Raw genomic sequence first — 22,003 nt, forward strand, 5'->3', positions numbered from 1 at the left:
GAGCAGTCTGGTAGCTCGTCGGGCTCATAACCCGAAGGTCGTTGGTTCAAATCCAGCTCCCGCTACCAAGTTTCTTAAAAGAGGCTCACAGACAGGTGGGCCTTTTTGCACAGTGGACTATTGTTTTCTGTGCTAAATAGGGGCGATTAACGCCCTTTTTTATTGGTTATCGTATCGCTATCGTGTAGTGTCGACATCAATTGGTCAAATAGTCATGCTTCACTATAGTAGGTCTGTGTCGGTTAAAACAACCGATTGAATCGCACGAGAATGACGAGAGTAAATGAAATTATCAAATAAATCCCAAGCATTGCATGACTTAATTGTTCCTGCAGTGGAAGCATGTGGTGTCGACCTTTGGGGGATCGAGTTTCTCCCACAAGGTAAACGTTCATTATTGCGTATTTATATCGATAAAGCGGTAAGTGAAGATGCTGAGCCTGTAATTAATGAAGATGGTGAAGTAGAACTAGGCCGTGGTATTGGTGTACAAGATTGTGTGCGTGTAACACAACAAGTTGGCGCAATGTTGGATGTTCATGATCCAATCTCAGGTGAGTATTCATTAGAAGTTTCTTCACCAGGTTGGGACCGTCCATTTTTTCAACTAGAACAGTTACAAGGCTACATCGGACAACAAATTGCTTTGCGTTTAATTGCAGCAGTAGAAAACCGTCGTAAATTTCAAGCAAAACTTATCGCAGTAGACCTTGAAAATGAAGAAATTCAGGTTGAAGTTGATGGGAAGCATGTGCTTGTGATCGACAGCAACAATATCGATAAAGCAAACTTGATCTATCAAGATTAAATTTATTTAAATTTTATAAGAAATCGGTAGGTGACTTATGGGCCGCGAAATTCTTACCGTTGTTGAAACGGTTAGTAATGAAAAAGGTGTTAGTCGTGAAGCGATCTTCGAAGCTTTAGAACAAGCTCTAGTTGCTGCAACGAAGAAAAGATTTTACGAAGGTACGCATGCTGAAGAAGCTCAGCTTCGTGTAGAAATTGATCGTAAAACTGGTGATTACCGTACGTTCCGTCAATGGACTGTTGTGGCAGATGAAGATCACGAGATGCCAGCTTGCCAAGATGCAATTTCTGACGTTGATCCAGCTAAATGGTCAATTGGTGACGTGCGTGAACTCGAAGTAGAATCTATTGAGTTTGGTCGTATTGCTGCACAAATTGCAAAACAAGTTATTGTACAAAAAATTCGTGAAGCTGAGCGTGCTTTAGTTGCTGATGCATATGAGTCTAAAGTTGGTGAGTTAATTTACGGTGAAGTGAAAAAACAAACCAAAGATGGCTTCATTATCGACTTAGGCGACAATGCAGAAGCTTATCTTGCACGCGAAGAGATGATTCCAAAAGAAATTCTTCGTCCAAAACAACGTGTAAACGCTATTTTATATAATGTTAACCGTGAAGGTCGTGGCGCTCAGTTGTTGTTATCACGCGCTAAGCCTGAAATGTTAATTGCTTTAATGAAAAAAGAAATTCCTGAAATTTCTGAAGAAATTATTGAAATTAAAGCAGCGGCACGTCAACCGGGCGTTCGTGCTAAAATTGCAGTGAAAACAAATGATCACCGTATTGACCCTGTAGGTGCATGTATTGGTATGCGTGGTACGCGTATTCAAGCTGTACAACAAGAGTTAAATGGTGAACGTATTGATGTAGTGGTCTGGTCTGATGATCCGGCTCAATACATTGCTAGTGCATTAGAACCAGCTGATGTTTCAGGCATCGTGCTTGATGAAGATGCAAGAAGTGCCGACATTATTTTTGCAACCAGCGATCAATTAGCTCGTGCGATTGGCTCTCAAGGTCAAAACGTTCGTTTAGCTTCTGATTTAACTGGCTACAAACTCGACATGATGCTTGAAGAAGAGTATCGTGCTCGTCAGCAAAATGAAGCTCAGCAATATCTTGATATGTTTGTATCACGTCTCGATATTGAAGAAGATTTAGCAATGGCATTGGTGGAAATGGGCTTCACTTCTTTAGAAGAGATTGCTTATGTTCCTGCTGAAACTTTTGACGAAATTGAGCTTGATGCTGAATTGGTTGAGTTATTGCAAAGTCGTGCAAAAGAAGCAGCCCTTACTGATGCTTTGAAACAGCAAGAAAATATTCAAGAACCGAGCGCAGACCTTCTCACTATGGAAGGCATGACTTCTGAGATCGCTTACTCGCTTGCCGCTCGCGGTATTATTACTGTCGACGATTTGGCAGATCAAGCTACTGACGATATCTCTGATATTGAAGGACTTGGTCATGAAAAAGCAGGTCAATTGATCATGAAAGCTCGCGAATCATGGTTTAACTAGGAGATGAAATATGACGGACAAGTCGATTAAAGAGTTAGCTCTCAGTGTAGGACGTCCTGTTGAGAAGCTCCTAGAACAGGCTCGTGAAGCAGGTTTGCCTCAACGTACAGCAGACGACATTATTACCACTGAACAACAGGATACTTTGGTCAATCACTTGAAAAAAGTTCATGGTCAGGAAAGTGGTAACACAGGAAAAATTGCGTTGAAACGTAAAACAACCAGTACCGCTAAAGTTGCAAGTACTTCAGGTAAAGCAAAAACGATTAACGTAGAAGTACGTAAAAAGCAGGTTTTTGCTAAACCAAACCCTGAACAAATTGCAGCTGAAGCAAAAGCACGTGCAGAAGCTGAAGCAAAAGCACGTGTAGAACAGCAAACGCGTGAAACTGCCGAGCAAAAAGCGCGTCTTCAAACAGAGCAAAAAGCTAAAGCAACTTTAGATGCGATGCGTGCTGCTCATCAACAAGATAGTGCTGCACAGACAGCTCCAAAAGCTGCTGTTGTAGTGAAAAAGCGCGGTGGTGGTACAGTTAAACCTGCACCAAAACCAGCTGAAACTCCAGAACAGAAAAGAGCTCGTGAAGAGCAGTCAGCTCAGTTAAAAGCAACTGAAGAAGCTGCACGTCGTAAAGCGGCTGAAGAAGCTCAGCAACGTACACTTGAACAAATGCGCAAAATGGCGTCTAAGTATTCAAATGACGATGCTACTACGACAATTCGTGTGATTGATGATTCTCCACTTGCTTCAGGTCTAGTTGGCCAAGCTTATGAAGATTCATTTAAGCAAGAAGACCGTGAAATTAAACGCGGTGGCGCAACCACTAACCCACGTGCTGGGAAGAAAGGTGGCCGTCGTGGTCAAGAAGAGCAAAGCTTTGTTAACCATAACAAACGTGGTTTAAAATCAAGCCAAGCGAATAAGCATGGATTTGAAAAGCCAGTTAAAAAGCAAGTTTATGATGTAGAAATCGGTTCAAGCATTGTTGTTGCCGATCTTGCTCAAAAAATGGCGATTAAAGTACGTGAAGTTATCAAAACACTTATGAAAATGGGTGAATTGGTTAATCAAGATCAAGCTATTGATCAAGACACAGCGGCACTTGTTGTAGAAGAAATGGGCCACAACCCTGTTTTAGTTTCTGATACACAAGCGGAAGATAACTTGCTTGAAGCAGCTGAAGAAGCTCGTGGTGAGCAAACAACTCGTCCGCCAGTTGTTACCATTATGGGTCACGTTGACCATGGTAAAACATCATTGCTTGACCGTATCCGTCGTTCGAAAGTGGCGGCTGGAGAAGCAGGTGGTATTACCCAGCATATTGGTGCATATCACGTTGAAACAGACAAAGGAATTATTACATTCCTTGATACGCCAGGACATGCGGCATTTACTTCAATGCGTGCACGTGGTGCTAAAGCAACGGATATCGTTGTATTAGTTGTTGCTGCAGATGATGGTGTAATGCCACAAACTGCAGAAGCAATTGACCATGCTCGTGCAGCAGGTACTCCAATTATTGTTGCAATCAACAAAATGGATAAAGAATCTGCTGATCCAGACCGTGTGTTAAATGAATTAACAACGAAACAAATCGTTCCAGAAGAATGGGGTGGTGATGTTCCGATTGCTAAAGTTTCTGCACACAGCGGACAAGGTATTGATGAACTCCTTGATTTAATTCTTATTCAATCAGAATTGATGGAATTAAAAGCATCTGCTGAAGGTGCTGCGCAAGGTGTTGTTATTGAAGCGCGTGTAGATAAAGGCCGTGGTGCAGTAACTTCGATTCTTGTTCAAAACGGTACATTAAACATTGGTGACCTTGTTCTTGCAGGTTCGTCTTATGGTCGTGTCCGTGCAATGTCTGATGAAAATGGTAAGCCAATTAAATCAGCAGGACCATCTATTCCAGTAGAAATTCTGGGTCTTCCAGATGCTCCAATGGCGGGTGATGAAGTTCTTGTTGTAAATGACGAGAAGAAAGCGCGTGAAGTTGCCGATGCTCGTGCTGACCGTGAGCGTCAAAAACGTATTGATCGTCAAAGTGCTATGCGCCTTGAAAATATCATGTCGTCAATGGGCAAAAAAGATGTTCCTACAGTGAACGTTGTTTTGAAAACAGACGTACGTGGTACTTTAGAAGCATTGAATGCTGCTCTACATGAATTATCTACTGACGAAGTAAAAGTTCGTGTAATTAGCTCAGGTGTTGGTGCGATTACTGAGTCTGATGTAATCCTTGCTGAATCTTCAGAAGCTGTATTGTTAGGCTTTAACGTTCGTGCCGATACGACTGCTCGTCAACGAAGTGACCAAGATGGTATTGATATTCGTTACTACAGCATCATCTATGAATTAATTGATGATGTGAAAGATGCCATGAGCGGTAAACTTGCTCCTGAACATCGTGAAACAATCTTGGGTGTTGCGGAAGTACGTGAAGTATTCCACTCAAGTAAGTTTGGTGCAGCAGCAGGCTGTATGGTACTTGAAGGCACATTACATCGTAATAAACCGATTCGCGTATTACGTGATGATGTTGTAATTTTCCAAGGTGAGCTTGAATCTCTTCGTCGTTATAAAGATGTTGTTGATGAAGTTCGTGCTGGTATGGAATGTGGCCTTGCGGTGAAAGGTTATAAAGACATCAAGCCACAAGATAAGATCGAAGTGTATGATGTTCAATTGATTAAACGGAGTCTTTAATGGCGGGTAGCCAACGCTTAAAGCGCATGGCGGATTCAGTACAACGTGAGTTGTCTGAGCTGATCCGTCAAGAGCTTAAAGATCCTCGCTTAGGTGGTCTAGTGACCATCTCTGCGGTGAAAGTCAGTGCGGATATGGGTTATGCTGAAGTTTATGTCACCGTTATGGGACGTGAACTCGGCGATGAGCAAAGTGAAGCAGCAAATAAAGAAACTTTAGATGTATTAAATAAAGCTTCTGGTTTCTTGCGTCATGAATTGAGCCGTCGCATTAAGACTCGTATTACGCCTCGCTTACGTTTCCATTACGATAAGACGAACGCATATGGTAACTATATGTTTGGTCTAATCGAAAAAGCGGTACAAGATTTACCAGAACGTAAGTCAGATGACCAAGAGTAATTAAAACTCAAAATAAAAAAGCCACCTTCGGGTGGCTTTTTTATTGATTCAATTTTTTTATTCTTTAGGAGGTTCCATAGGGGGCTTATTTTGTGAGAAGCGCTGACCAATTTTGTAACGATCCCAAGGTAGAGGACGTTCAATGGCTTCAGGTACTTCACCACTCAGTGAGCGTAAACGTAAATGTAGCGCAGCTTGAGCAATCAAATTAGCCGAAACTGGTGCGGTAATGAAAGCTAAAAGGGTAATGAGTAGCTCGGCAAAACCGAACCGACCTTGGAAAGCAAAAAAGATCATGGAAGCAATCAGAAAGCTTCCTAAGCCGAGCGTACTCGATTTGGTAGGCGCATGTAAGCGCATGAATAAGTCGGGTAAACGGACCATACCGATTGAGCCAACTAACATGAAGAAGGCGCCAAAAACCAGAAAGACCGAAACAATAATTTCCATTGTAAATTGCATTTGACCTCTCCTTAATCGATAACATGACCGGTTGTGAAGTAGCGTGCTAAGGCGGCTGTAGATACGAAACCTAACATCGCAACCAATAGTGCTCCTTCAAATAGAGAAGTCGTCATCCAATAAATGCCTAACACAACAATGAGGCAAGTTGCATTGAGGAAAAGTGTATCGAGCGCTAAAAGGCGGTCTACAATTGATGGGCCCATAACCAATCTAAAAAGGCAAAGTAGCATCGAGATTGTAACGGCAATCAAGCTAATACCTAGAGCATAGGGTAGGATTGTCATGCACTTGCCTCCGTTTTACTTTTCACATCAAAAATTTCCATAAGAGGAATTTCATAACGTTCTTTGATGTCTTGAATATCAGATTCGATATTATCTGTGCTTAAAGCATGAACCAGAATATCCCCGCGTTCCTGATCGATACCCGCAGAAACCGTACCTGGTGTTGTGGTAATGATCATTGCCAGTAAGGTGTTGACCTGCTCATGTTCTGTCTCTAAAGGTACGCGATACCATTTAGGGTGTAATTTTTTAGTAGGTCCCAAAACAAGTTTTGCGACCTTAAAGTTAGAAATAATAATATCCCAAAGAACAACAAAACATAGTTTAACTGCAGGTTTCCAGTGAATATGCGGTGTGCGGGTAATAAACGGTTTGACTAAACGAGGGATGATTAAGCCCAAAAGCATCGCAGTCAAAAGATCACTCGCATCAAGACTATGCGCCAGCATCAACCAAAATAAAACGATGAGAACCGAAACAAATGGATGTGGAAACCAGCGTTCAAGCAAATGAGTTAACTGCATTGTTATGGCTCCATAGGTTTCAATTGACTTTCATCAACAATGGTAGGCGTTTGGAGTTTGTCCTGTTGCTGAATTTGTCGTTGTTTATATTCAGAAATATGTTCACCATTGAACGTATCTTTCGAAATAATATCTGGAACAAGATAAGCATTATGATCTTCAACCTCACCGCCATACTTGGTTTCTGGTAAGTAAGCTGGGTCATATGGTTGCACACTGATGACTTCACCGTTTTGATCTACTTTAAGAATAGAGTGTTGGTAAAGTGCATGATCCTGAATCTGTTGTGCGGTGCTTAATGTGTAATGCTGAATTGGTGCAGCAAAGACAACATAAGCGATTAAACCAGCTAGTAATAGATAGATGACTTGATCGTTACGTGGTGGTGCGTGTTCCGGCAAAGCACGATAAAGAATATAAGCTGGATGGATTGGATCTTGTTCTGGAGCAGATGCGCGCCAGAATAAGATAAAACCAACACGTGTGAGTGCAATAATACTTAATAGGCTCACAACAAGCACAACACCAATAATCCAGCCTTGATAGCTAGCTTCAACTGTCGCTTGTAAAATGAATACTTTTCCAAGAAAACCACTAAAAGGTGGTAATCCAGCCATCATCATCGCAATCAAGAAATAAGTCAGCATAGCTGCTTTTTCTTGTTTGATTCTTGGGGCAACTTTTAAATGATCTTTAAAATCTCCACGTTGTGAAGTGATCCATCCACAAAATAGATAAAAAGCTGCGCCGATCAATGTACTGTGCACTAAGTAATATAAAGCACCAGACCATGCCTGCGTATTAGACATGGCAATTGCTGTAAGCAAGGTGCCAATTGAAGAAAGGACCATAAAGCCCACAAAGCGACGTAAACGATCTGCTCCAATTGCGGCAATCACACCATAGAGTGAAGTAATTAAGCCAATAGGAAGTAACCAGCTTTTTAAGATTTCTTGACTAAGCGCATCGTCAAATACTGTTCCATTTACACGTAAAATAGAATAGATCCCGACTTTAGTCATGATAGTGAAAATTGCAGCTACAGGCGTACTTGCAACAGCATAGGTTTTTGGTAGCCAAAAACCGACAGGAAGCATTGCTGCTTTAATACCGAAAACGACAAGGAGAAGTAAGGAACCCGCGACTGCTAATTTGTGTTGATCTGCTTCAAGTGTCGGTATAAGACGTGAGACATCCGCCATGTTGAGGCTACCCACACTGCCATAAATCATACCAAGCCCAATTAAGAAAAGGGCAGAGGCTAAAAGATTGATAATGACATAGTGAACGCCAAGCTGAAAACGAGGTTTGCCTTGTCCATGTAAGAGCAACACATACGAAGCCATCAACAGGATTTCAAAAAAGACGAAAAGGTTAAATAAGTCGCCTGTTAGAAATGCTCCACAAATCCCCATTAATAGAAAATGTACCATGGCATGGAAATAGCGACCACGCGTATCCCAGTTATCACTTGCATACCATAAAACTGGTACTGCTAATGCGTAAGTCAGTGCCAGCATAAAGGCTGAAAGACGATCGAGTACAAGCACAATACCAAATGGCGCGGACCATTCACTTAATTGGTAAACAGTAATTTGCCCCGTGCTGGCGTAACTAAGATAAACAATAGCGGTAATTAATCCGGCAATTGCTGAGATAAGGCTAATGCCACGACGCCAAGGTTGGCGCCAGTCATCTTTTAAAGCACCTGCCCCAGGGTTGCCTAACAGTAATAAGATAAAAGCAGTAAATGCTGGGATGAGAATGCTAAAAATAGGCGTGTGTTGTTGCCAAAAAGATAAAAAATCAAACATCACGGCTCATCCTCACGTGGGTCGTATGTTGGAGAAGCATCTTCTTTAGCATCAACATGATCACTACCTGATTCATAACGGCTACGTAGCGCAAGTTGTACAATAAACGCTGTAGTTGCAAAACCGATCACGATGGCGGTTAACACCAACGCTTGAGGGAGTGGATCGGTTATTTTTGTCGTTTCAGTTAAAATTGCTGGTGAGCTGATTTGTAATCGACCCATAGCAAATAAAAATAGGTTTACTGCATAACCGATTACAGCCAATCCGAGCACAACAGGGAAAGTACGAGCACGTAAAATCAGATAAATACCTGTGGCAACAAGTAAACCAATAGCAGAAGCCAGTAAGAATTCTAAACTGATCATGATGATTCCTCCCGATGTGGTACAGGACCGGACATACTCGAATGACGAGAGTCGCCTAATACAGAGATGAGCAACATTGTCGCGCCTACAACGGTGATATAAACACCCAAGTCAAAACTTGCAGCTGAAGCTAGATGTAGTTTTCCTAGAATTGGTAATTCAACATAGACATGAGCACTTGTGAGGAACGGACGTAACCAGAACCATGCTGCTATACCAGTCAGACCTGCAATCGTTAATCCTGTGCCAATCCAGACTTCGTAAAGGCGGCCAGACTTCGCTTTTAACAGCTGTTCTGCTTGATCTTGACCTAGTGCAATATATTGAATGATTAGCGCCATTGAGGTGATTAGACCTGCAATGAAACCACCGCCTGGATAGTTATGTCCTCGCAAAAAGATATAAACACTGACGACAAGCGCTAGAGGTAATACCCAAGAGGCCGTAATACGGAACATAAGCGGAGAAGGATTAAAACGGTAGGTGAGGCCTTGCGTCATGGTTGTGCCGTGTACACGCATACCATCCATTAAACATAGGGCACCAATCGCAGCAATGCCTAATACCGTAATTTCACCGAAGGTATCGAAGCCACGGAAGTCAACTAAAATGACATTTACAATATTTGAGCCACCACCAAGTGGTAAAGACTGTTGGGCAAAGAACCAAGAAATTGAATTATGATCACGGGTTAAAATCAGCCAAGTAATCCAGCCAATTCCTAGACCTCCAATAATTGCTAAGGCAGCATCTCTCAAACGTCTAGAACGACGAGATTCATACGGCGTGAGCTGTGGAAGTAAAGATAAGCTCATTAATAAAAGAACAGTCGTTACAACGTCTACTGTAATTTGAGTCAGCGCTAAATCTGGTGCTGACATGGTGACGAAGACCATCGTTACCACTAGACCAATTGCACCACTAATAAGTACTGCTTTAATGCGCTCATGGTGGAACCAGAGCATCATCCAACAGCCTGAGAACAACGTCAGCCAAAGAACCACAGCAATCCATGGAGCATGGGTGAGTTCACGTGTACCTGTGCTCAGCCCTTGATTGAGTAAAGGCATAGTGACCATGATGATGCTAAAAGCAATGATCCAGAACAAATAACTTTGCAATGAACCATTTTCAGTTTTTTGTTTGATTTTTCGGCTTGTAAGCAGCAGATGTTTTAAAAATAAATCAAATAAGATACGGCCTTGTAATTTGCCTAGACGTGGGTCAAGGTCAATTTTACGAATCATGCCGTCTTTTGCTAAAGCAAAGTAGAACAGCGTACCGCCCACTAAAGCAATAATACTCATCACAAGAGGAGCGTTGAATCCATGCCAAATTGCAAGGTGTGTACCCGCAAATTTTGGCTGCATCATGCTTGCTCTAGTTACGCTATTGACCAGTGGTTCTACCAATAAGGAAGGCAGAACGCCGACCAAGATACAGAGTACAGCAAGAAGAATGGCTGGAGCACGCATCCCGATAGGTGGTTCATGTGCATCTTTATTTGGAACTTGTTTACCAATTGGGCCGTCAAAGAACACACCATGCACTAAGCGAATTGAATAACTTACTGCGAAGATACCAGCCAGTGTTGCGATGATGCTGGCAAAGATAACTGTTGAACCTGAAAGATTTGCCAATAGCTCGGTAAAGAACATCTCTTTTGAAATAAAGCCGTTGGTAAGTGGTACACCTGCCATAGAGGCAGCGGTAATCATGGTGAGTGTGGCAGTGAAAGGAAGTAATTGCCAAATACCACTGAGTTTTCGAAGATCACGTGTGCCGGTTTCATGATCAATAATCCCTGCAAGCATAAACAGCGCTGCTTTAAATGTTGCATGGTTAATAATATGGAAAATAGCAGCGGCAACCGCTAAAGGAGAACCGATACCGAGTAAACAAACAATAAGCCCTAAATGACTAATGGTTGAATAGGCTAACAGTCCTTTTAAATCTTCTTTGAAAATGGCAAAACACGCTGCCATACAGAGCGTAAATAGGCCGACAAACGTAACGATATTATGATAAATCGCAGCGCCTATAAAAATTGGAAGTAAGCGGGCAAGTAGAAAAATCCCCGCTTTTACCATGGTCGCAGAGTGTAGGTAAGCAGACACTGGTGTGGGTGCCGCCATTGCGTTAGGTAACCAAAAATGAAAGGGAAACTGAGCACTCTTCGTAAATGCGCCAAGCAAAATAAGCAATAACATTGGAATAAAAAGAGCGTGGGCTTGGATAACATCTTTCATGCCCATGATTTCGCTAATTTCATAGGTTCCGGTGATTTGTCCTAATAGAACAAATCCACCTAGCATCGCTAAACCGCCCATTCCTGTAATGGTGAGTGCCATCCGAGAGCCACGTTGAGCAGCTTCATAGTGACTCCAATAACCCACTAACAAGAAAGATGAAATACTGGTGAGCTCCCAAAAGACTAATAAAATAATAAGATTATTAGAGAGCGAAATTCCCAGCATTGCTGCCATAAACAGCATGAGTAAAGTATAGAGTTTACTTAATGAGTTTTTAGGGCCTAAATAATAATAGGCGTATATATAAATGAGTGTACCGATACCGGTAATAAGAAGAGAAAATAATAAACCAAGAGCATCAAGTCTAAAGCTCAGATTGATCCCTAATTGAGGTAGCCAATCCCAGCTTTGTTGAATGCTTGCACCACCAAGCACAGTTTTAGCTTGAGTCAGTAATAAACCAAAACTGGTTAAACTGACTCCAATTGCCCCTAAAGCCGTTACTCCACGCGAGAACCGTTGAAGCAATGAAACAAGGGTGGTGCCTAATATTAACGGTAATAAGATAATTATCGGTAGCACACTCGTATCCATATGTGATTTAGGTCGAAACCTAAAGGTGAAATTTTAATTTCAGAATAGATAGGAATTCAAAGAGAGTTCCAAAGCTTATTATTCCGAAAACCCAACCAAATTAGAAAATAAAGCGAGAAACAAGTTGTATTGCGCAACTTGAAGAATAAAAACGCAAAATGAAATTTATTGTACACTAAAAAAGCATTGAAAATCTGATGTTATTACATGTAGTAACAACATCTAGTTATTTTAATGCCTAAAAAACCGTACTCCACCATATATTTTGTGAGTGTGGTTTTTTTTGATTATAAAACTCAAACCGAAGGGCTTTCTTCCGGTGCGTCTCCCGCATGAATCATCCTTAATAATTCATTTTTTTGTTGTTCATTTAAACCCTGAATCTGCTGAAATAAAACTTCAATCGGTGCTGGTGTTGGGTCTATTAAACTCAAAGGCTGTGCTTCCATAGATGGTATTAAAGGTTCGCTTCTTTGAAGTAAGGTGTAGATATGTTCAAGCTGTTGTTTGGTGGTGTTTAAATCAAGATGGCTAACTTTACCGTGCTCTAATTTTAGACATTGATAGGTTGAAGCATGTTCGAGTAACTCTTCACGACTTCCTGTTGCAATAATTTGTAGGCGTGGGAATGCTTGATGAAGTCGATTTAAGATCTCGGAGCAATGTGTTGAGTCGAGCTGTGCATCAATCTGGTCAATGAGTAAAATGCCGTCTCCTTCAAGGCAAGGGTTTAAACTTAATGGATTGAGTAAACAGAGTCTGCGGGCTATATCGCCTACTAAAGCAATCCAAGTTTTGGTTGTATTTGAAAGCTGCTGAAAAGGTAAGGTTTGACCTTCATAATCAACCATAAGTTGCAACCGAGGCTGATATTGTAAATAGATATCTTTAAGCTCAGGTAAAACTATACTTAATGCATTCTTGAGGGCGTAGAGATTGGGTGAAGTGAGCTGTTTAGGTTGCCCTGATAACTCTTTTTGGAGCTCATTTAATAATTCTGTTTGATCTTGCTGATCTGACTGTTTAGATCTAATCCGTTGTACTAGATATGCAGCTTGAGCATTTTCAATATCACTGATTTCTCGTAGCCATTCAAAAAAGCGTGTAAAAGTTGTAAACGGTAGTGGGCTAATATCATAGGCTGAAATGGCTTGAGTAATGCCAGGTAAATTTTTATTAAGCAGATTAATATCATTTACAAATCGCTCGGCTGGGTAGTAAGCGATTAAGGGAAGTCCTTGTAATGGATCTTTTTTTATGACTTGTTGATAAAGAGCCATGGTTTGGTCAAGTTGCTGAGTTTCAACTTGGCTCACTCCAATCCCACTTGCATTTAAGGTTTTAAAAAGCTTCCAGCTACACAGCGAAGAATCTACCTGCTGAGCAGAGGTACTTTCTGGCAGATGACCAATTTCTGAAGGAACTTGAATAGTCACTTCAATTTTTGATTGTAGACGTGACTGAGTAATGTCTTGATCAGGCATGACAATACCGGGACTGCGCAAATCTTTAAGGCGAGCAGGGAACCAAGTTAAAGCATGGTAAGTATGTTTGAGCAACATACTTTTACCAGTTGCCTGTTCACCTAAAATTAAGGTGATTGGCTGTTTTTCATAGTGAAAGTGTATTTTAAGGTCGTGAAACAGAGCAATATGTTTAAATTGGACAGATTCAAGTTTCATAGGCTCACCTAAATATGAGCGCTTCAACCAACCGACTGACGAAGACTTAAAGGCGCCCTTAGTTTTAATTGTTGTATCAGATCATAAAGATGATGGATATTTAGACTTACTTTAGCACGAGTACAGGCAACGTACAGTAATCTTAATTCTTCATCGGTAATCTTGTGTTCTAACCCATTAATTTTAAATTGATAGTCATCTTCAATATGAACGCGGTTCCATTCTAAGCCTTTCGCTTTGTGGGCTGTAGAGATGACATAATCAGCTTGCTCAAGTGGTGTAATCTTTGCAAGCGCTTTTTTTAGTGGGTCGGTACCGTGGTCATCGACAAGTTTAACCAATGGCTTAATATCACTACCTTCATTAGTTTCACAGTATTCATGAACATCATGCCATGAATTAAACCATGCTAATTCAGGTACATCAGTAACCCGTTTTCCTTGCTTTAAGAGGCTTGCAGCATCTACAAAACGGTTTAGTTTTTGATGGTCAGCCTGCAAACTTACTTTATCGCCGTGAACTAAACCAGCTAATAAAAGTTCCATTGCACGAGCATTGGTACGGCACAAAATCGCATCACGCATTTTAGTGTGTGGTTTATTTACAACACTTGATTTCTGGTTTGGATTACCAAGCAGAGGAACAGTTTCATTTAAGCCGCCCAGCAATGCATTGGCAACATCTGCAATCGTTTCACCAAAACGAAAAGAAGTGGTGAGGCGAGACTCTGGCAATGGTAATTGCTGCATGGCATTAATTGCACCACGCCACGCGTAGATTTGCTGATGTGCATCGCCAACATAGATAACCTGAGTATTTTTTTGACGAAGCAAAATGCCCAACATTAAAGGATCGGCATCTTGTGCTTCATCAAATAGTACATAATCGGCTGGAATGTTCGGTTCAGACAATGCCCAAAGTTTGAGGTAAATATCGTGACCAATTCCTGCCTGATGATTTGGGTCGATCGACTCTAACCAGCGGCGTTCAACAGCAGGGTAAAGATGAGTTTGTAACTCGGTAATATCGTCTGGATGTAACCAGTTTGGTGCCTGAATATGTCGAGGAGCAGGGTATTGCGAGCTGGTCGAGCAAAAATAGCTGACAGCATTGGCGACAAGACTTGCGAGGCGACTTGGCATTAAGACGTATTTTTCATAACGTCCACCCATCATGCGTCGCAAAGTTATAGGTTGTAGTCGATATTCTTTTGCAATAAAGCTTGGGCTTAAGCGAGGTAAGCGTAATTTATCAGTCACACCTCGTGGCACACTGCGAAAAGCGAGGGAGTGAAAAGTACGACAATCTACATTACGATGAAATTTGTTTTGTGCTTCGCCTGCAATTGCCTTGTTAAATGCTAGATACATACCGCGCCGTTCAGGCATGGCATCACTAATCATTTGTAAGGTAGTAGTTTTACCTGTACCCGCATAGGCAATCACTTTAAATGATTGCCCAAGACGTGCGTTATCTATGGCAATTGCTTGCTCATAGGTGGCTTTAGGTTTTTCGATATTCGACACTGAGTGATTTTAAACCTTGTTGCGGTTAGCTTTTTCAACTAAACCAGATAAACCCTGACGACGAGCTAATTCGTCAATAATAAGTTGTGGATTAAGATCGAAATAACCCAACATGACAATGCTATGGAACCACAAATCGGCAGTTTCATAAATCAAGTCATTTAAATTACTTTCTGTATTTTGAGCAGCGTAGTCTTTCGCAGCAATAATGGTTTCTACGCTTTCTTCACCGACTTTTTCCAAGATTTTATTGATGCCCTTTTTGTAGAGGCTTGCAACATATGACGTATCCGCTTCTGCTTGTTTACGCTCTTGCATTAATTGCCCTAAGTGAGCAAGTACATCCACTTGTTCTGTCGTGTGATCATGATCGTGGCTTTCAGTTTTGGCTTTATCGCCATAAATTGCAGTAGGGTCTTTTAATTGTGCATCGACAATTTCCCAGCCCTGTGGGGTAAGTTTACGGTAGAAACAAGACTCACGACCTGTATGGCATGCAATACCGCCGTGTTGCTCAACTTGTAATATGATTACATCGCCGTCGCAGTCCAGACGAATTTCATAAACCGTTTGGAAATGACCTGATTCTTCACCCTTGTGCCAAAGTTTTTGGCGAGAGCGAGAGAAATACACCGCCTGATTTTTTTCTGCTGTGAGCGCAAGTGATTCACGGTTCATCCACGCCACCATCAAAATACGTCCGGTTTGATGATGTTGAGCAATGGCAGGGATAAGACCTTGTTCGTTAAATTTTACTTCATCGAGCCATTGCGTGTTATTCATGAGGAATCACCAAAGAAATATGAACTATAAATTGATTTCAATCAGATGCTAAAAATAGCTTGTATAGTGTACGGCATCAACGTCGCTTTGCGGAAAAATTCTTTGTCCTTTTTGTCTTTGTCAGCGTAATGAGTAGCTTGTACTTTTTACTCATAAGTGCCTTATTCAGATGGCTGAGTCATTAGAATATTTGAAATCTCAATCAAATTTTGATCTGGATCACGAATATAAACTGAAAGAATAGGATGCATTGCACCAGTACGTTCAATCGGACCTTCTTCAATTTGAATATTTAATTGATTAAGGTACGCAACTACTTCTGAAATGGGAGTGTCAGAAATAAAACACAAATCGGCAGATCCAGGAGTCGGCTGTAATGCCTTGGGTTCAAACTCATTGCCTTGCTGGTGTAAATTTATTTTTTGATTTCCAAACTTTAGGGCCTTTCTATTACCTTTAAACGTGATGACCTCAAACCCCAATACGGTTTGATAGAAATGACAGGTGGTTTCAATATTCGAGACAGTTAAAACAAGATGATCAAGATGGCTGATTTTCATGTGTTACTCACTATTATTTGGTGGGGTTAATAGTCAGACAGAGATTCGCTTTCTAAATGAAATGCACTGTTTTCTTTAGGCGTTTGAGCTACCTGATCATAATCAAGTTGCTGGAATGGACCAGTCTTTAAGCCTGAAATCGTAATTGCCATTTCTTTTCGAAAATAAGGGATTTGATACATCCACGGAAAAACTAGATCTCTTAAACCTCCAGCCCACCAATGATCAGATTGATAAAGTGGTGTTAATAAGCGACTAAGAAATTGATAAAACTGGGTGGATGAACGGCGAAGCTGGTGGTAGTGCTGCCAGAGCAGGGACCAATCAATACTCTGGTTCTTTTGAGCATGTTGTAATGATTGAGAGAAAGCCCAAGCATCCAATAATGCCATATTTGCACCTTGACCTAACTGTGGACTCATCGCATGAGCTGCATCTCCAATTACTCCAACTCGACCCTGACCAAATTGAGTCAGGACCACATCGCGGTAGTTTGCAGATAGCCATTTAGGCTGAGTTTGACTGTTATACAAAATTTCTTTCAGCCATTCTGCAACTTTGGGCCAACGTTCTGAGACTTGCTTTAACCAAGCTTGTTTAGCCTGCTCATCTTGTAAAAAGCTTTGTAGTTGTGGTGTAGGTAGACTCCAAAAAACACTTGAAAGGCGCTGTTGAGGTTCAGTTGGAATCGCTCCTGTAGGAAGAATTCCCATCATAATTTTCGAGCGATCATAAAATTGATGCAGAATTTCAGAATCGAGAACTTGGCACTCAGGTACGATACTCCATGCCGCACCCCAAGGATAAGCTTTGTCAACCTTTACCCATGCTTTAGGGCGTAACTGGCTACGTGCACCGTTGGCAATGAGTAGGCTATCAAAGCAAGCATCAAACTTTTGGTTTTGATGACTGCCGAATATCCGAACTTCATCATTATGTTCTTCAAAACTTTCAACAGAATGGTTCATATGCCAAGTGATCTGGCTTGAATACTCGCTAAGCTTTTGAGTGAGTACATGACACAAAGTGGCTCGGTGTATACCTAGACCATAGAGGTTTGCTGATGCTTCGTGATAATGACTATTAACTAAAAGGCGCTTGTCCGGAAGTTGTCCTTCTAGGCCTGTTACTCTTGCGCCTAATGTTAAGGCTTTTTCGAGCATACCTAAGTGTTCAAATACAGCTAAGCCCGCAGGTTGTAGTAATAAACCGGCACCTACCGGAGATAACTCATCAACTTGTTCAAAAATAGTAACGTTATTGCCTTGGCGGGCAAGCAAAATAGCAGTGGCTAAACCTGCTGTACCTGCACCGATAATGGCAAAATGAGGTGTTTTCATTGTTTGTTCTTTTGAAGCATTTATAGCTTCAATTTAGCAATGAACGAATAGCTGATCTATAAATTTTTTGAAAATTAAATTTTTTCCATAAAAAAATCCCTTGCATTGGCAAGGGATTTTGAACTTATTTCAATATACGCCAAAGCGCTAATAAGCTACTCAGCACAATTAGAATAATCGAAACAAACCAAGGGCTAATAATTGCAATAGTCAGCAAAATCAGCATAGTACTGCCGAACATCCAACTACGGCGTTGCTGATGTTCCATTTGCAAACGAAGTTGCTGAATTTCGCGTAACTGGCGGTCTTGCCAAGCTGACTGATTTTTTAAACCATTTAAGCTATCAATAATTAAGCTTGGGAAATCTTGAGCGCCTAAAAGCAGGTCAGGTAATTGCTGGCCGAGTTCTTTTACATTTTTGACTGGGTTCATGTTGGATTTGACCCATTCCGTCAAAATTGGTTTTGCCAATTTCCAGATGTCGAGTTGCGGGTAAAGGTCAGTCCCTAGGCCTTCTACATGCACTAAAGTTTTGAGTAGCAGCATGAGCTGTGGCGGAATCTCAAGATGGAAGCGACGAGCAATGTCCATCACTTGAATTAAGATACCCGCAAAATCAAGCTGGTCCATTGGTTTAGATACCATTGGCCCAACAGTACGGCGCATTTCACGTGCTAAAGCATCTTGGTCTGTACCCGGTGGAATCCAGCCAGCTTGATGCACAATTTGAATGAGCTGCATAAAGTTGCTGTTCATGACAGCAAGCAACATACGGGCAACTGTCATCTGGTCGTGCTTAGAAAGCTCACCCATAATCGCACAGTCCAGCGCAATAAAGCGTGGATTGCTTGGATTAATGGTTTCTACAAAGACGTTACCAGGGTGCATGTCTGCATGGAAAAAGTTATCGCGGAATACTTGCGTAAAGAAAATAGTTAACCCTTTTTCTGCAAGTTGTGCGCGATCCATGCCTAAACGGTCAAAGGTTACCGTGTCTGAAATAGGCACGCCTGTAATGCGCTCAGCCACCATGACATCTTTGGTGTCCATGTAGACTTCTGGCACATACATCATGGTTGAGCCAGTAAAGTAATGGCGCATACGACGGGTGTTATCAGCCTCAATACTCAAGTCCAGTTCATTTAAAATGATCTGGCGGTAGTCTTGAATAATTTCGGTGAGATGCAACGCACGAGCAGCTTCAAGGCGGCTTTCTAACGTATTTCCTAGCCATGCCAGAATTTCAAAATCTTGTAAAATTTGATTGCGAATATCAGGGCGAGTCACTTTAACAACGACTTCGCGACCATCATGCAATGCAGCAGTATGCACTTGGGCAATTGATGCAGCAGCTAATGGCTGGTCATCAAAGCGAGCAAACAGTGTATTAATGTCAGCTTTTAAAGAATCTTGAATACGTTGTTTGGCAACATCTCCATCAAAAGGTTTTACTTGATCTTGAAGTAAAACCAGTTGAGCGAGTACCTCAGGTGGAATTAGGTCACGGCGAGTAGACAGTAATTGACCAAGCTTGATTGCAAGTGGTCCCATATCTTCTAATGCTTCTTTGAGCTTTAAAGGATTTTTACGTTCACGACTCGACCATGCAGCTGGATGCATTTTAATAATATTTAATGCATGCTGAGCTTTAACTGGTAATTCATCCGCAGGGAACAACGTATCGAGTCTATAGTGCGCTGCAATACGCCAAAGTTCGAGTAAACGTGAAACGTGCGGAATCATATACAGTCTTACCTAGTCTTGAGAGGGTTGTAGTTGTGCATTGAGTTGCTGCAATCTTGCTTCAAGACGGTCAATGTCTTGATTAAGCTTGCGAGTTGCTTGAGTTAAGTCGTCCATTTCCCAACGAGGGGCAAATAGACCGCTATCTTCTTTTAATGCGTCTTCTGCGAAAAATAGATGACTTTGCACCGAGCGTTTTAAATGTTTTGGTGCAAGTTGAATCTTGCCAATTTCATGAGCGAGTTGAGGACCGACCCATCTTGATAAATGCGCAGCTAAATCAGGTTCAGCTTGCTGCATAATCTTTTGAATATCCTGTAGGAGGTGGTAATCACCTTGCAATGGGATATTGCCAATCTGGTCTGGATCGCTGATCAATAATTTAATCAGTTCAACGACATCTTTAACATGCAAAGTTGCGGTTGCTTCAGAAATTTTTAATTGGGCATCAAAAGGACGCTGTTCAAAAATAGAAGGCTTTTCACTATGACCTGTTACGGTAGGTTCAAGACGTACTTTTTCTTGGTCAAAGAACACATCGACAGAAAGCTGCGGGCTATCAATCACAACACGCAACATTTTGCCCTGTAACTGATTAAGCTGAATGCGAGTAACCGCATCCAGATCTATCAGATGATGAATGATACGTTCGACTGCACCGAGTGCCAGAATCGACCACATATCGTTATCCCTTACAGTTTGAAGCCACGGTGAACAGCAACGATACCTGCAGTAAGGTTGTGATAGTCACAGTTCTGGAAGCCAGCATTTTCCATCATACCTTTTAAAGTACGTTGGTCTGGGTGCATACGGATTGATTCAGCCAAATACTTATAGCTTTCTGAGTCATTCGCAACCAATTTACCCATGATCGGTAAAGCGGTGAATGAATAGAGGTCATAAAGTTTCGAGAATGGCTCAAATACAGGTTTAGAAAATTCAAGAATCAGTAAACGGCCGCCTGGTTTTAACACACGGAACATAGATGCAAGTGCTGCGTCTTTATCTGTCACGTTACGTAAACCAAAGCTAATGGTTACAAGGTCAAAGCTGTTGTCTGCAAAAGGCTCTAAAGTTTCTGCATTGGCAAGAACGAAGTCAACATTGGTACAGCCTGCATCAATTAGACGGTCACGGCCAACATTGAGCATAGATTCGTTAATGTCTGAAAGTACAACATGACCTTGCGGACCAACTTCACGGCTAAATACTTTTGCTAAGTCGCCTGTACCGCCAGCAATGTCTAACACGTGTTGACCACGGCGAACACCAGACATGTTAATTGCAAAACGCTTCCACAAACGGTGAATACCAAATGACATCAAGTCATTCATCAAGTCATATTTGCTTGCAACTGAATGGAAAACTTCTGCAACTTTTTGTGCTTTATCTTCAGTTCTAACAGTTGAGTAACCAAAGTGTGTGGTTTCACCAACGTTGCCAGTATTACCAGCACCACGAGGTAAATTGTATTTAGGTACAGAACCATTCACAGGTGTGTCTGTTAAGGTTTGCTGTAAAGTTTGTTGTTGCCCTTGAGGAGTACCTTGAGGTAAAGGTGAGCTTAGGAATGGGCTAACTTTGTCTGAACTTTGTGCCTGCTCAGTTGGAGATGTTGGCTTTTGGTTTTCGTTAGACATATTGTCTCTCCTAGACTCAAACTCAAGTGAAACGGAATAAGTTCTGCATGATGACAGATTTTGTCTATTTTTACAGGCATCATCATGCAAATATAATGAATAAAATCTCAACTTCGTGAGGTTGAGTTTTTCTATGTGCCGACCTTATCACACTCTAAACGGATTCGGATGCCCTGAATGTACATTTTCAATAATCTGGCGTTCTTTTTCAGTAAAAGTCTTGATAAAGGTCTCGGCTGATTTTAACGGTTTCATCGCACTAAAACCATCTTGAATGAAATCATACATCAATTCGAAGTGATATTTTTGGGCAATACCTTTACACATTTTAAAAGCAGTAAACATCATAAATGAGCGCATGTATTTATCGAGTGCTGCACCTAAATCGTCAAGAAGAGCAAGTTGTTGATAACGAGCTTCGGCCTGATCCAGCTTGATTAAGGTTAAACGCATAATCTCATCAGTGAGTACGGTATCTGCCGGATAGTCCTCAAGAAGTTGCATTGCTACTTGCTCATCAAGTTGAGTTGCAAGTACAGCTAAACTTACCGATTTAGTGCCTGTTTTAATTGCATTTTCAGGTAAGACTTTTTCGGCTTTATGCGCATATTTCAATAGGCGTTCAATTTGAGCTGCTAAAGCATCAAACTCTGGACCGCCATATAAACGATTTAAAAAATACTCTGACATGAGCTTGTGCGCTGGCAAATTAAAAAAGTCGTGATGCGTATCTTTCATCCGCTCTTTTAGCCATGTTTGTACATCTTGCAAACGTTGGACAAGCACAGGATTATCGTGATAATTAAATGTTTTATATTGTTGTAAAAGATCATCAAAAGCAGCGAGTTTAGACATTTAAGGCTCTAATATTGGGCTATTTGCAAAAAATCATAAAAGGCATTGTAACCTTGTACTATGGCGAGTAGATGTAAAAAAAATGATTCATGCGTCAATTTTTAAACAGAATTTTGTCGCAATGACATAAT

At 41.3% G+C, this 22,003-nt stretch carries 19 protein-coding genes; 4 read left to right on the top strand and 15 right to left on the bottom strand.

The features are described from left to right. Positions 1–283 precede the first annotated feature (283 nt). From rimP to J536_RS10545, 4 genes are read left to right on the top strand one after another with little or no spacing between them, the layout of a single operon-like run. Positions 284–808 (top strand): ribosome maturation factor RimP, encoded by a 525-nt coding sequence (gene rimP, locus J536_RS10530; RefSeq protein ID WP_002114922.1) that lies wholly within the window; start codon positions 284–286, stop codon positions 806–808. A 37-nt stretch (positions 809–845) separates the two neighbouring features. Continuing rightward, positions 846–2,330 carry a transcription termination factor NusA gene (gene nusA, locus J536_RS10535; protein ID WP_002115134.1) on the top strand — a complete coding sequence of 495 codons (1,485 nt, stop codon included), beginning with the start codon at positions 846–848 and terminating at the stop codon, positions 2,328–2,330. Positions 2,331–2,340: 10 nt separating this feature from the next. Continuing rightward, positions 2,341–5,040, top strand: a complete 2,700-nt coding sequence (gene infB / locus J536_RS10540) for a translation initiation factor IF-2 (protein ID WP_002114697.1) — start codon at positions 2,341–2,343, stop codon at positions 5,038–5,040. After that, positions 5,040–5,441 carry a ribosome-binding factor A gene (locus tag J536_RS10545; RefSeq protein ID WP_002114836.1) on the top strand — a complete coding sequence of 134 codons (402 nt, stop codon included), beginning with the start codon at positions 5,040–5,042 and terminating at the stop codon, positions 5,439–5,441. The genes infB and J536_RS10545 overlap by 1 nt, the downstream gene beginning before the upstream one ends. A gap of 57 nt (positions 5,442–5,498) precedes the next feature. Here J536_RS10545 and J536_RS10550 read toward each other — a convergent pair whose 3' ends face one another. The 15 genes from J536_RS10550 to J536_RS10615 all read right to left on the bottom strand — a co-directional run bounded on the left by J536_RS10550 (position 5,499) and on the right by J536_RS10615 (position 21,872). Continuing rightward, a complete protein-coding gene (locus tag J536_RS10550) occupies positions 5,499–5,903 on the bottom strand; it encodes a Na+/H+ antiporter subunit G (RefSeq protein ID WP_005065884.1) in 405 nt (134 codons plus the stop codon). Positions 5,904–5,914: 11 nt separating this feature from the next. Further along, positions 5,915–6,190 carry a monovalent cation/H+ antiporter subunit F gene (locus J536_RS0104345; protein ID WP_005065886.1) on the bottom strand — a complete coding sequence of 92 codons (276 nt, stop codon included), beginning with the start codon at positions 6,188–6,190 and terminating at the stop codon, positions 5,915–5,917. Continuing rightward, positions 6,187–6,714 (bottom strand): Na+/H+ antiporter subunit E, encoded by a 528-nt coding sequence (locus J536_RS10555; protein WP_005065887.1) that lies wholly within the window; start codon positions 6,712–6,714, stop codon positions 6,187–6,189. Before J536_RS10555 ends, J536_RS0104345 begins: the two co-directional genes overlap by 4 nt. A gap of 2 nt (positions 6,715–6,716) precedes the next feature. Then, positions 6,717–8,528 carry a monovalent cation/H+ antiporter subunit D gene (locus J536_RS10560; RefSeq protein ID WP_032062855.1) on the bottom strand — a complete coding sequence of 604 codons (1,812 nt, stop codon included), beginning with the start codon at positions 8,526–8,528 and terminating at the stop codon, positions 6,717–6,719. Then, the gene (locus J536_RS10565; protein WP_002115033.1) at positions 8,528–8,896 is read right to left on the bottom strand and encodes a Na+/H+ antiporter subunit C; all 369 of its coding nucleotides are present in this window, start codon (positions 8,894–8,896) and stop codon (positions 8,528–8,530) included. The genes J536_RS10560 and J536_RS10565 overlap by 1 nt, the downstream gene beginning before the upstream one ends. Then, the gene (locus J536_RS10570) at positions 8,893–11,742 is read right to left on the bottom strand and encodes a monovalent cation/H+ antiporter subunit A (protein WP_032062856.1); all 2,850 of its coding nucleotides are present in this window, start codon (positions 11,740–11,742) and stop codon (positions 8,893–8,895) included. The genes J536_RS10565 and J536_RS10570 overlap by 4 nt, the downstream gene beginning before the upstream one ends. A 296-nt stretch (positions 11,743–12,038) precedes the next feature. Further along, complete coding sequence (locus J536_RS10575) at positions 12,039–13,424, bottom strand: AAA family ATPase (RefSeq protein ID WP_032062858.1); 1,386 nt, start codon at positions 13,422–13,424, stop codon at positions 12,039–12,041. Positions 13,425–13,447: 23 nt separating this feature from the next. After that, a complete protein-coding gene (locus J536_RS10580; protein WP_032062860.1) occupies positions 13,448–14,950 on the bottom strand; it encodes a UvrD-helicase domain-containing protein in 1,503 nt (500 codons plus the stop codon). A 9-nt stretch (positions 14,951–14,959) separates the two neighbouring features. Continuing rightward, positions 14,960–15,733 (bottom strand): bifunctional phosphoribosyl-AMP cyclohydrolase/phosphoribosyl-ATP diphosphatase HisIE, encoded by a 774-nt coding sequence (gene hisIE / locus J536_RS10585; protein ID WP_032062861.1) that lies wholly within the window; start codon positions 15,731–15,733, stop codon positions 14,960–14,962. Positions 15,734–15,894: 161 nt separating this feature from the next. Further along, on the bottom strand, positions 15,895–16,293 hold the full coding sequence (locus J536_RS10590) for a VOC family protein (RefSeq protein WP_032062863.1): 399 nt from the start codon (positions 16,291–16,293) through the stop codon (positions 15,895–15,897). Positions 16,294–16,319: 26 nt separating this feature from the next. After that, positions 16,320–17,633, bottom strand: a complete 1,314-nt coding sequence (locus J536_RS10595; protein ID WP_032062864.1) for an FAD-dependent oxidoreductase — start codon at positions 17,631–17,633, stop codon at positions 16,320–16,322. A 124-nt stretch (positions 17,634–17,757) separates the two neighbouring features. Further along, positions 17,758–19,377: an ABC1 kinase family protein gene (locus tag J536_RS10600; RefSeq protein ID WP_032062866.1), complete on the bottom strand. Its 1,620-nt coding sequence runs from the start codon at positions 19,375–19,377 to the stop codon at positions 17,758–17,760. Between the two features lie 12 nt (positions 19,378–19,389). Then, a complete protein-coding gene (locus tag J536_RS10605; protein WP_032062867.1) occupies positions 19,390–20,058 on the bottom strand; it encodes a ubiquinone biosynthesis accessory factor UbiJ in 669 nt (222 codons plus the stop codon). An 11-nt stretch (positions 20,059–20,069) separates the two neighbouring features. Further along, on the bottom strand, positions 20,070–21,017 hold the full coding sequence (gene ubiE / locus J536_RS10610) for a bifunctional demethylmenaquinone methyltransferase/2-methoxy-6-polyprenyl-1,4-benzoquinol methylase UbiE (RefSeq protein ID WP_002114829.1): 948 nt from the start codon (positions 21,015–21,017) through the stop codon (positions 20,070–20,072). A 147-nt stretch (positions 21,018–21,164) separates the two neighbouring features. After that, positions 21,165–21,872: an FFLEELY motif protein gene (locus J536_RS10615; protein ID WP_032062869.1), complete on the bottom strand. Its 708-nt coding sequence runs from the start codon at positions 21,870–21,872 to the stop codon at positions 21,165–21,167. Positions 21,873–22,003: the final 131 nt, after the last annotated feature.

The organism is Acinetobacter sp. 809848 (genome assembly GCF_000581275.1).
GTDB lineage: Bacteria > Pseudomonadota > Gammaproteobacteria > Pseudomonadales > Moraxellaceae > Acinetobacter > Acinetobacter pittii.